This window comes from Pseudoalteromonas sp. MMG005, from assembly GCF_018101015.1.
GTDB lineage: Bacteria > Pseudomonadota > Gammaproteobacteria > Enterobacterales > Alteromonadaceae > Pseudoalteromonas > Pseudoalteromonas aurantia.
This window is the reverse complement of record NZ_JAGJEK010000003.1, coordinates 1-12,529: the sequence shown is the minus strand read 5'-3', so window position 1 is coordinate 12,529 and position 12,529 is coordinate 1. Positions and strand designations below refer to the sequence as shown.

Here is a 12,529-nt window from a genome sequence, read left to right as displayed (position 1 = left end):
GGTTCGCCGCAAAATCACGCATAAGGATAGGGAAAGGGAATTACAATGACAAAAAAGCAGGTCTCTCCAGCTCGGTTCTTACATTGGTATCATTGGCTTGTTGTATTTGCATCACTCTTGCTCACCGTGACAGCATGGAAAATATCGGATAACCAAATTCAGGCCAAAAGAGCAGCTTTATTTAAAGCTCAATCCGAGTTACTCTTAACCCAAATATCAGAACGTATGTCTCATTATGAAATTGCATTAAAAGCAGGCGCCGCAGCAGTTCAAACCTACTCTTTGCAAACTCCAGCCAGTGATTGGAAGACATTTTCTGACACACTTAATATCTCCGAATCTTACCCGGGTATAAATGGCATTGGCATTATTTACCATATCCCAAAAAGCGAACTCGACTCGTTTCTCATACAGCAACGTAAAATCAGACCTAATTTCGCCATTCATCCACAACATCAAGAACAAGAGTACTGGCCAATTACTTACATAGAGCCCGTTGAGCATAATATGAAGGCGGTTGGGCTAGATATGGCTTTTGAACATAATCGCTTTAGTGCAGCTAAAAAAGCCAGAGATACTGCGTCCACACAAATTACTGCCCCCATAGTCCTTGTGCAGGACGCAAAGAAAACGCCCGGGTTTTTACAGTTTATTCCTTTTTACGATACCTCTGAAACCACCAGCCTTGCACAAAGACAAACACACTTTGTTGGCCACATATACGCCCCATTTATTATGTACAAATTAATGGAAGGCACACTACAACAAAGTAATAGGCAGGTTGTTTTTAGTATATTTGATGGTAAAGACAACTTGTATGACGAGCTCACCGAAAGCAATCATCACTATGACGATAAACCACTGTTTAGTAAAACAGTCACACTCAATATGTACGGCAGACCATGGACGTTTCATATTCAATCAGCGCTGTCGTTTAGAACATCCACACACTCAAGCCAACCGCTTATTATTTTAGGTAGCGGTATTTTGATTGACGCATTGTTGTTGTTTATTTTTATTACATTGACCCGCTCACAAAACAGTGCAATGGCAATCGCCAATCAAATTACACATTCTCTCGCCATTAAAGAAGAATATTACAGACACATCATTGAATCGGCACCTTGCGGGATCATCATTACCAGTGACGAAGGGGTGATAGAGCAAATAAATCCGCAAACCAAATCACTCTTTGGCTACACCGATGATGAGCTCATCGGCAAAAAAATTGAAATGCTCGTACCCTCACGATTTCAACCCAATCACCCTCAGCATCGTAACAGCTTTCATAAAAACCCCTCGCACCGCCAAATGGGTATAGGCCGCGAAATATTCGGGATGACAAAAAGCGGTTATGAATTTCCTGCTGAAATTGGCATTGCACAATTTAAAGATGGTAATGATTTGAAAGTGTTAGCCACGATTATAGATATGGCCGAACATGTAAAAATAACCGAAGAACTTAAGCGCAGTAATAAAGAGTTAAATGACTTTGCGTATGTGGCCTCTCATGACCTAAAAGCCCCATTAAGAGGCATTATGCAACTTTCCTGCTGGATAGAAGAAGACATCATAGAGTTTGCAAATGAGGAAACCAAAGAGAATTTGTCTTTACTTAAAAGCAGAACAGCACGCTTAGAAAGCTTATTGGAAGATTTATTAGCTTATTCTCGTGTAGGACGAAAAGGTGGCGAAATTCAACTAGCTAACGTCCATGATTTGGTGCTCAATATATTTGACTTACAGCCCTCTTCTGAGAACATCTCAATGACCTGCGACATTACTTTACCTGAAATTAATACACCTATCGCGCCACTTGAAACCATTTTCCGCAACCTCATTGGCAACGCAATTAAACATAAAGGCGAGGGTAAATTAATGATTGATGTGTCGGGTCAAGAACACATTACCCACTATCAGTTCTCTGTTGCTGATAATGGTGTAGGTATTGACCCTATGTATCATCAGCAGATTTTTGAACTTTTTAAAACTCTTAAGCCCAGAGACGATGTCGAGGGCAGTGGTATGGGGTTATCAATTATTAAAAAGCTACTGGATTATCATAAAGGTGGGATTAATGTCATTTCAGATGGGGTCAGTGGTACCTGTTTTACATTTACGTGGCCAAAAATATTATAGAGGTAAAAATAAAATATGAGTGAAGTGAATTACAAACACGCATCGATTTTATTAGTCGAAGATGACGATATAGATGCGAAGAGTGTTGTCCGAGCTTTTAAAAAAATGCGTATTGCTAATCCTATCATACGCGCAAAAGATGGGATGTACGCACTAGAGTTATTAAAAAATGACGAGGTACCAAAACCTTTTTTGATCTTGCTCGACCTTAACATGCCACGAATGGGTGGTCTTGAGCTTTTAGCTGAGCTACGAAACGATCAACAGCTCAAAGGTAGCGTCGTCTTTGTGCTAACCACCAGTAAGGATGAGCAAGATAAGTTTGCTGCCTATGATCAAAACATCGCAGGTTATATTGTAAAAGAAAATCTACAACATGGTTTTGATGAGTTGGTCAAACTCTTAGATCATTATTGGCGCATTGTTGAGCTACCAGGCACATAACGGTGAGTCACTCCTCACACCGTGAATAAAATCTTTTATTCACGGTGGAGTTAAGCGTTTAACTATGCTTTTACTTTTACCACAACCTAAGCATCTACAGTGCGCATTATAAGACTTAAACGCCTAAATACCTCGTATAAATAATCAGCCTGTGATTAAGCGGTCTATCGAGTTTAAATCACAGCACATCGATATATTTCGATACGTTAAATATCTAAAAAGCGCGTTCCACTAACCGAATCGATTAATAAAAATATATAAATCAGATGGTTACTGTAAAATTTTATCTAGATTTAACTTCGATAATTTAACCGATTGTAATGGAGTAAGTCCTTCTGGGTAGTCCTCTTGCTCTAACACAATCCACTGTACACCTCCGTCAGTGTACAAAGCTTGCGTTAAATTATACCAATCTATGCCGTTATTTTGGCCGATGATCGGAGATAGATCCGCTGAATTCTGTTCTGGAATAACCACTTTATAATGCGTGGTGATGGTACGATTTGGGTATTTTTTAACATAAGACACCGGGTCTTTACCTGCAAAGGAAGTCCAGCCTACATCTTGTTGCAACACCACATTTGATTTTGTATTTTCAGCAATGTAATCCCAAAATGTTGACTCTTTATAATCTGCAAATTCATGTTGATGGTTATGATACCCAATTTGCATATTGTAAGGCTCAAGCTTATCAGCTAAACGATTCAAATCATCCACAACACTGGCGACTTGAGTATGGTCCCATGCGCGCTTTTCCCATGGATCAATTAAATATTTCACGCCTAACGTTTGATAAAAGTGCACACTGTCGGCAAATTGCTCATCTGAGAACTGTTTAAAATCGATATGTGCGCCACTGGCTTGCAGCCCAAGTGAATCTAAATAGCTTTTTAACCCTTTAGGATCATGTTTATACGGGCCAAATTCGCCTGCAAACTCAACGCCTTCAAAGCCCATATTGGCCAACTGTCGTAATGTCCCTTTGAAATCTTGTTTTAATGTGTCTTTCACTGACCACAATTGCACACTGACTTTAGCTGCTTGCGGTGTTGAGGCTGTTGCATCTGGCTGTGTTTGCTTATTGTCTATTATTTGACACCCCATCAAAGCGCAACTTGATAATGCCATTACGGCTAATGTTTTACTCATTCGTGTTACCTTAAATCCTGTTATTTTTAAGTTCATTAACGGCGTAATCAACTGCTCGCACCGTGATTGCCATAAATGTCAGTGATGGATTAACCGTGGCAGTAGAGCAAAAACTGGCGCCATCAGTGACAAAAAGATTTGGAATATCGTGGCACTGGTTGAAACCGTTCAGTACCGATGCTTTTGGGTCTGCGCCCATTCTAGCGGTGCCCACTTCGTGAATTGCAATCCCAGGGTGACGCTCATGATAGCGTGTATAGCTATACACGTCTTTTAAACCTGCCTTGGTCAACATCTCTTTCGCTGTATCGGCGGCGTCATCCATCATGCGCTTTTCATTGTCTGACCATTGGCAATCTATAACGAGTTGCGGTATCCCCCACTTATCTGTTTTCGTAGCATGAAGTGCCACATGATTCTCGTACCTTGGTAGCATTTCTCCTTGCGCAGACAAACCAAACCGCCACCTTCCTGCTTGTGTTAATTTACGCTTGAAATCCACCCCAAAGCCATCTTGCTTTGCGATTGCTCGCCAATCTTCACGGCTTGACCATGCGGCAAGCGCATATCCTCGCTTGTAACCCTTTGCATAGCGGCTTGGTTTATACTGAAAATTTGGAATATAGGGACTAGTTGGACGCCGACCCGAATAATACTCTGCGTCAAACCCCTCAACGATGCCCACGGCTCCCGCATTGTAATTGTGGTCCATCAAATAATGTCCTAATACGCCGGAATTATTTGCAATACCATTGGGAAAAGAGTGTGATTTTGAATTCAGCATAATTTGTGTAGAGCCTAACGTAGACGCGCACAAAAATACCACTGTGGCAAAATACTCTCGTGTTTCTAGGGTGTCATTGTCAATCACTCGCACACCCGTGACTCTATTTCGACGAGAGTCATAAATTAAACTATGCACCACACTATTTGGCGCGATGTGTAAATTTCCCGTTTTAGCTGCTGCGGGTAACGTTGAGCTTTGGGTCGAAAAATATGCGCCAAATGAGCAACCTTTTTGGCATTCATTACGCGCCTGACATTTTACCCTGCCTTGAGATAGGTGCAGCTGAGTAGGTTTTGTTAAATGTGCAGCCCGTCCCATCACCATAGGCCTATCTGGGTATAGTGAGCTAAATTTATCTCTGAGCATTTTCTCAGGTGCGGTCCATTCAAAAGCCGGCTGCGATACACTATTCGGTAAAACATCCAAATTATCGTTGTGTGCGGCAATGCCTGCATGCTGTTCAACATGGTCATACCAAGGTGCTAAATCTGCATACCGTAACGGCCAATCAATACCATATCCATCCGCCTTATTCGCTTGGAAATCCCACTGATTAAAGCGATAAGATTGCCGATGCCAAAGCAACGACTTTCCCCCTAATTGATTTGCACGGATCCAACTAAAACCCGTGCCTTTTGCTGTCGAGTAAGGTAAATCTCTATCATTACCAAAAAAGTGCTTGGTCGAATCACTAAAGGCATAGCATAGCTTTTGTACGTAGTGTTGTTGCGCCGTCAGTAAGTTGTCAACTTTCATACGATTGTCAAACAACCATGGTCCTTTATGCTCTCCAATATAATCTTTTTGGTGCTCAACAACTCGCCCGCGCTCAACCATCAAAGTTTTGAATCCACGTTCACAGAACTCTTTTGCCGCCCACCCACCGGTTATGCCAGAACCAACTACGAGCACATCGAATTTTTCTTTGGTATTTTTAATATATAAGTCTGTCATGATGTTTATCTAGTAAAATCCTAGAGACCCCCAACTGCTATCTACTGACTTATAGGGAATTGAACCTCGGTATCCACCAGGTATCGCCTGATATTTCAACACCTCAGTGGCCCCATACTCAGTGGTAAAATAACCAAATACAATCAAGCTCTTTAGCAGCTTAAATATCGTTGTATCTTGCTCAGTAAAACCCATACTCTGATTCTCAATCGACGCCAGAATTTCTAACTGCGCTGCGGAGCGCAATACATGAAAGTCATGCTTAAAATGAGTCTGACTTGTACGTGTCATTTTTTCTAATAAACCAATTGCTTGTACTTGCTGATGCTGTGAATACACTGTGTTCAGTTGATGATCAACAAAGCCATGAACATCCAATTCACTGGCCGATAAAGTCTCGGTTTTGGGCATAATTAGGTCACATATGCACTTAAGCATTTGCATGTGTAATTGCTTAAATACCATGGCATCTTGCGCCGTACTGTCTTCTTTGGCCCGATAAGCTAGGGCTGACGACAACCCAGAGCCATCAATAAGCTGTGCCGCCGTCGCACTCCCAAGCAAGACCGTAAAGCTGTGTAGAAAATGCCGCCTGTTATTGTCAATATCCACTGTTTCACTCATTGCTGTACTCCTATGCAACATCTTCATTTTGCTCAAAATTATTATTTTTACGTTGGTACGCCAATAAAATAGAAAAGGCAAATATCAGTACACATGGAAATATCATCAAATACCCGAGTGTTGTTTGCCCAGCGATCAGTTCAGCTTGAGCTGCTGATAAGTTACGCTGCAAAGCGTACTCTCTTGATAGGTCGATCCAATTTCCTATAACGGGGCTCCAAATGCTGACCGATAGCATGCCAATTCCGCCCATCAGAGACAATCCTATCGCGCCTGTTTGTGGCAATTTTTCGGCAACAAAGCCCAACATTGTGGGCCAAAAGTACGTTACGCCAAGCGCAAAGAAAAAGGCTGCAATGTACACTTCCACGCCAGATGCAACACTCATTAAAAATATGCCCAACGTTGCAAATATAGCCGAGACAAGTAACACACCAGTCGCATTAAGCGCATGTACTAAGGGGCCAGCAAAATAACGACCGACCGCCATTAATCCGGTTACCATTGCCATAATCGCCATTGGGCTTGCGCCCGACGCCCCTAAAATTCGCTCAATCCATTGCTGTGTGCCAAGCTCTGTTACCGCAGTCAAAGACATACAAAAAGCCATAAATATGAAGAGTGGTGAGAGCAAACTCTTTACGTTTACAGCCGTAGCAGCTTGTATTGTTTGAGTGTGTGGAAAAGTATGATGTACGATTAAATAACCATAAATACCGGTAGGGATGAACATAATCGCGATTTGGCTTTGCCAAGATAGCGCTAAATGCGACATCCCCATCGCAACACATGCGCCTATAACAATGCCACCAGGAAACCAGACATGGAAGCGGTTGAGCATGGTTGTTTTATTATTTTTATACAGCTGCACAACCAAAGGGTTGCACCCAGCTTCTACGGCACCGTTTGCAAAACCAATACAAAAACTTGAAATGATTAACGACCAAAACCCGACAGCGCTGATAGTTAATGCTAAGCCAATAACATGTCCGACAAAAGCGACCACCAGCAATTTTTTTGCGCCCAGCGTATTGTACAACAACCCACCAATAACAGTCGCAACAGGAAACCCCAAAAAAGCCATTGCGTTAACCCACCCAAGCTCGGTGTCCGTGAGCGCGAAGTCTTGACTAAGCTGGGTTAATATTGCAGCTCTAATCGCAAACGTCATAGCCGTGACCGTTAACGCTAAACAGCAAGCAATAAACAGTTTATTTGACTGAATATGATTCATTGTTTTACTCCATTAGACCCAAAATTTGGCGATTCAATTGACTGTCAGCTTGACTCGATGCAAAATCATCAAACGCACGCTGTGCAGGTTTAATAAGGTGTTTATTGATAAATGGCGCGCCCTCTTTGGCGCCTTCGTGCGCATCTTTTATACAACACTCCCATTCAAGCACCGCCCATCCATCAAACCCATATTGAGTCAACTTGCTAAACACTTGCTTAAAATCTATTTGCCCATCACCTAACGAACGAAAACGACCAGGCCGATGTTGCCAATCTTGATAACCGCCATATACGCCACTTTTGCCATTCATTCTGAATTCCGCGTCTTTAACGTGAAACGCTTTGATACGGTCATGGTAATGGTCAATAAAAGCGAGATAATCAAGCTGCTGCAAAACAAAGTGGCTCGGATCATAAAGAATATTTGCAGCTGGATGCGCATTTGTTGCTGTCAAAAATCGTTCAAACGTCGCTCCATCGTGTAAATCTTCACTCGGGTGTAGTTCAAAACACACATCAACACCGCTGTCTAAAAATGTGTTAAGAATAGGAATCCAACGCTTGGCGAGCTCCGCAAACCCTTCGTCAATGAGTCCACTTGGCCGTTGCGGCCACGGATAAACACTTGGCCACAACAATGCCCCTGAAAAACTGGCATGTGCAGTGAGTGCCAATTTTTCACTGACTTTTGCTGCCATCTTCAATTGTGCAATGGCCCATTGTGTGCGTGCCTGTGCATTCCCTTGGAACTCAAGTGGCGCAAAGGCATCTAACTGTTTATCATACGCTGGGTGAACCGCCACGAGCTGACCTTGTAAATGCGTTGAAAGCTCACTGATCTGCAGCCCTAAATCTTGCAGAGTCCCTTTCACTTCGTCGCAATAACTGTCACTTTCATACGCCAGCTCTAGGTCAAAAATGCGTTTGTCCCACGTCGGGATTTGCACTGATTTATAACCTAAATCAGCAACCCATTGGCCGATTTCTGATAAAGAGTTAAATGGCGCTTCATCCTGAATAAACTGTGCTAAAAATATGCCAGGGCCTTTTATTTGATTCATATTGACCTCTGTGTGGACACCAATGATATTGGGTGCCATTTCTGTGTTGATTGACTCGCTGCAACAACATGTTCAATGAATGCCATACCTCTGACAGCATCTGAGATGTCTGGTATGTCAAAGTTATGCCGGGCCGTAGCATCCCCCTGTTCGAAGGCACGGATCTGCATCGTAAAATTTCGATATATATTGGCAAAGGCTTCAATATATCCCTCAGGATGTCCGCTGGGTAAACGCGTAGCCATTTTCGCCTGCGTGCAAAGACTGGCCATACCGGTGCGGATCACTTGTGTTGGGTGAACTGCTGATTTTAACAGTAAAGTATTGGGTTCAAGTTGGCTCCACTGCAGAGATTGGTGCTCTCCGTATACGCGCAGAGTTAAATTATTTTCATCTCCAACCGCCACTTGACTGGCAAGCAAAACGCCCTTTGCGCCATTATTAAACTGCAATAACACACTGCCATCATCATCAAGTACTCGGCCTGTTTTGCTGGCGGTTAAATCTGCGCAGATTGCCGTAATATCTGAACCACTCACATACTCAGCAAGGTTAGCAGCATGAACACCGATATCTCCCATGCAGCAACTCATACCACTACGCTGTGGGTCGAGTCGCCACTGAGCTTGCTTGTTACCGTCATCCACCGCCAACCAGCCTTGGCTATATTCCACAACCACTTTTGTAACTCGACCAAAATCAGTTTGCTTCACAAGGTGCTTTGCTTGTTTGATTAATGGGTAGCCCGTGTATGTATGTGTCAGTCCATACAAACGTCCAGACTTTTCCACCAACGCCTCCAACAACAATGCTTGTGTTAAATCAAAAGTGGCGGGTTTATCACTGAGCACATGAAACCCAGCTTCTAGTGCCATTTTAGCAACAGGAAAATGTAAATGATTCGGCGTGACCACAACGACGAAATCCATTTTTTGTGAAGAGGGTAGTTTCGCTTCTTCAATGAACATTTGCTGGTAAGAACCATAGCATCGAGCAGGATCTAAATTTAAGCTTTGTCCATAGCTCATAGAGCTTTGTTCATTGGCGCTAAAAGCACCACACACTAACTCTATATCACCATCTAATGAGGCGGCCATACGGTGTACTGCACCAATAAACGCACCATTGCCTCCCCCTACCATCCCCATTTTTATTCTTTTCACGGGCTGTTACTCATTTTTTCATTTCATTCTTTAACGACCAGTCTATGATTTTGTCACTTATGTGGGTAAGATAAATTCAGTGAACTATATAACTAATTCAGCGTCATGTCATTTTAAGCCCCGACTAAAAACAGAGGTTACAAAGCGATGAAAAAGAACGATAACCAACTAATTTTCATGGAGAAAATGGGTGTAAAGCAAATGGCACTCATGTACGATTTCATTCCAGACATTTTATTTTGGGTAAAAGATTCTAAGCACCGTTTTATATATGCGAACCATACTTTTTTAGAGCACATGGGGGTTTCACGGCTAGAAAATATTATTGGCAAGAATGATTTTGATTTTTCGCCGTCTCATGTTGCTCGCCAATTTATTCAAGACGATAACAATGTACTCAAAGGAGAGTGCGTCACTGAGCGGTTCGAAATGAATCAAACCAAAAAGGGGGATTTAGCTTGGTTTACCACCACAAAAAGACCCATTTTTGATGACAAGAATAAGATCATCGGCACTTATGGTATAACACGGCATTTACAGAAAACTTCAACCACGCTCGCCAATATTGACGCCATAAAAACACCGGTTGAATTTATTCGCACCAATTATCACAATCAGATCACTGTCGAACAACTTGCTGACATCGCTCATCTGTCAGTTAGTGCACTAGAGCGACGATTTAAAAAACACCTAGCTAAAACCCCTAAACAATTTTTGATTGAGATCAGATTAGAACAAGCGCGCAAACTACTTATCGAGACAACGCTGCCTATATCATCCGTATGTTTTGACACCGGATTTGTGGATCCTAGCTATTTCAGTAAGCTATTTAAGCGGTTTTTCGGTATGACACCATCACAGCTGCGTACTGATAGCCAAATAGATCTTTGATAAAACAAGCATGAGTGAACAACTTTATGCTTTGGGTTTAAGATTTTTTATCATCGTAAAGACTGACTATGTGAGCGAATTTATAATACCTCCAATCACCGGTTCATATTTTCGCAAATACATCTTATAAAATGATTAAAGCAAGGCTTACAGCGCTTCACCCCAGCATATTAAATTTAAAAAATGCTTTAAATATAGAGGCTTAAATTTTGCTCCGATGCACACATTCAGCTATAGTTACGCGTAATTTGCAGTGTGATATAAAAGAGTTGAGATGAAAGACGAATTTATCAGGGATGGCATAAGGGGTAACTTAGTTGTCAAAAATTTTGTACCTGCTACCAACATCGGAAAGTTTGACCTTAGAGTAGAGCCGCACAAGAAAAAAATCACCGTGATAGTTAAAGTTTTTTATCGATTTATTGATAATACCCAAGATCAACTGACTTGGACAATGACTCAAAAAAGTGATTTTAAACGAGCAACGCGCCGTGCCATTATCGATAAATGGTCCAATAACTATAAAATTCGCTGTATCAAACCGGGTTGGGAAGAGTTTGTCATGAATATTGACTTTGTCATTGCCCAAGTAAACAACCCTGCCTATTGCCAATATGTTATTGAAGTAAAAAAACTGGCCCGATATAAATCAAGTGGCGGCATAAATCACGGTGTAACCCCACATGTGTGTGGCGTGAACAATTTCGCCAACGAAGTTGATATTACCAAAAATCAAGAATACATTTTTAATTACAAAGAAGGGCTGATCCGCGCCGGATTACGCAGTTTATTGCCAGCTGGTGATGGGGACTATGTTACTTTTTCAGCAAATCAGCATATATTGGCATCAAGCATGAAAACTTACCTAGATCGCTTTCTTGCGATTGTTAGAATGAGGCGAACATCTGATGTGCTGGGTATTAAAGCGTATGTCATCGGCCTAAAAGGTAAAAATGACGGCATGTTTACGCACAATTTAGAGTCCAATCGTGCCACTGCGATTGCTAACTACATTAACACACGTATTACAGGAGATAACTTTGCCATTGCATCAGATACTTCTGAACAATGGGCAAAAGACGCCGTTAAATTTCTAAAAACACGCTCACGCAACCATACCATTTCAGGTCAAGATGGAGGGGCACTCATTGTTATTCGAACGCCGAACAATGTCGAACGAACCGTGCCTCACAAATACATAGTTATGACACACGAATTTGGACATATGCTTGGCTTACCTGATGAGTACCTAGGCATTCACAGCACATCAACCCTATCGAAAATCCAACTGGATCGCGTTTGGCCTGTCACTTTAGCATCCACCTCCGTAACAACTGGGTCCGACCGTTTGCGTTTAATGCAAGATGGTTACACCGAAATGGTCACACAAGCGAATATTCCACTGCCAAACTTAATCTCAACCACCACCACGGCCAAAAAGCCAGAAGCAAGGTATGCGCAGCAAAAAATAGATGAACAAAACGACCTACACTCTACACGCAAACGACAACTTAAAGATAAATTAGGTCAAGATAACTGGATCTATAAGAAATATAAGAATTCTCACCCTTACCTGTCTGGTCCCCCCCTGTTAACCGCTATTTCAAATAGTATTATGCACAGTGGTAGTGATATTCAAAAAGCCCATTTTGTGACTATTTGGTCTGCACTTTGCAACGCGACTAGCGACCACCTACAGTGTACCGACTGGGAAATTATACCCACTACTTGATGGTAATTACCGATTAAAATAGCCACATGCATGTGGCTTAATACTGCTTTTAATACACATTTGTTAAATACATTATTGCGCTACTATGCGACTCGTTACACACTCAGATGCTCATAATTCAACGTCAAAAGTGTTGGCAGCATAAAGTGTAACGAATGGAATTTATGCCAATATTGTTATGTTGTATAAATACGCGATATTAAGATGAAAATATCAAACCTTGCAATAAAAGAGCAAATTGCCCACCTAAAAAACGTGTTACTTTTGTATCGCCTAGCTCTGAACCTATCAGCTATCAGCTATCAGCTATCAGCTATCAGCAGCACAATTCTTACAACCGAAATTCAAT

General features: G+C 41.9%; 10 protein-coding genes. 4 read left to right on the top strand and 6 right to left on the bottom strand.

Annotated elements, in window-relative coordinates; all coding sequences use genetic code 11:
* Positions 1-45: 45 nt before the first annotated feature.
* Together J8M01_RS03560 and J8M01_RS03555 are read left to right on the top strand one after the other, a co-directional pair.
* On the top strand, positions 46-2,139 hold the full coding sequence (locus tag J8M01_RS03560; protein WP_211057032.1) for a CHASE domain-containing protein: 2,094 nt from the start codon (positions 46-48) through the stop codon (positions 2,137-2,139).
* A gap of 15 nt (positions 2,140-2,154) precedes the next feature.
* Positions 2,155-2,583 carry a response regulator gene (locus J8M01_RS03555; protein ID WP_210995301.1) on the top strand — a complete coding sequence of 143 codons (429 nt, stop codon included), beginning with the start codon at positions 2,155-2,157 and terminating at the stop codon, positions 2,581-2,583.
* Between the two features lie 270 nt (positions 2,584-2,853).
* Here J8M01_RS03555 and J8M01_RS03550 read toward each other — a convergent pair whose 3' ends face one another.
* The 6 genes from J8M01_RS03550 to J8M01_RS03525 are packed head-to-tail and all read right to left on the bottom strand — an operon-like array spanning position 2,854 to position 9,542.
* Positions 2,854-3,732, bottom strand: a complete 879-nt coding sequence (locus J8M01_RS03550; protein WP_247670976.1) for a sugar phosphate isomerase/epimerase — start codon at positions 3,730-3,732, stop codon at positions 2,854-2,856.
* A gap of 10 nt (positions 3,733-3,742) precedes the next feature.
* Positions 3,743-5,473: a GMC family oxidoreductase gene (locus J8M01_RS03545; protein WP_211057031.1), complete on the bottom strand. Its 1,731-nt coding sequence runs from the start codon at positions 5,471-5,473 to the stop codon at positions 3,743-3,745.
* Positions 5,474-5,482: 9 nt separating this feature from the next.
* Complete coding sequence (locus J8M01_RS03540; RefSeq protein WP_211057030.1) at positions 5,483-6,097, bottom strand: gluconate 2-dehydrogenase subunit 3 family protein; 615 nt, start codon at positions 6,095-6,097, stop codon at positions 5,483-5,485.
* A 10-nt stretch (positions 6,098-6,107) separates the two neighbouring features.
* Positions 6,108-7,331, bottom strand: coding sequence for an MFS transporter (locus J8M01_RS03535; RefSeq protein ID WP_211057029.1), 1,224 nt, complete (start codon positions 7,329-7,331; stop codon positions 6,108-6,110).
* 4 nt (positions 7,332-7,335) lie between these two features.
* Entirely contained in the window at positions 7,336-8,394 is a 1,059-nt protein-coding gene (locus J8M01_RS03530; RefSeq protein WP_211057028.1) for a sugar phosphate isomerase/epimerase, read from the bottom strand.
* Positions 8,391-9,542 (bottom strand): Gfo/Idh/MocA family oxidoreductase, encoded by a 1,152-nt coding sequence (locus J8M01_RS03525; protein ID WP_211057143.1) that lies wholly within the window; start codon positions 9,540-9,542, stop codon positions 8,391-8,393. The genes J8M01_RS03530 and J8M01_RS03525 overlap by 4 nt, the downstream gene beginning before the upstream one ends.
* A 162-nt stretch (positions 9,543-9,704) precedes the next feature.
* On the opposite strand from J8M01_RS03525, the gene J8M01_RS03520 reads away from it, so the two are divergent.
* Both J8M01_RS03520 and J8M01_RS03515 read left to right on the top strand, forming a co-directional pair.
* Positions 9,705-10,448, top strand: a complete 744-nt coding sequence (locus tag J8M01_RS03520; protein ID WP_211057027.1) for an AraC family transcriptional regulator — start codon at positions 9,705-9,707, stop codon at positions 10,446-10,448.
* Positions 10,449-10,722: 274 nt separating this feature from the next.
* Entirely contained in the window at positions 10,723-12,180 is a 1,458-nt protein-coding gene (locus tag J8M01_RS03515) for a hypothetical protein (RefSeq protein WP_211057026.1), read from the top strand.
* The last annotated feature ends 349 nt before the right edge of the window (positions 12,181-12,529 follow it).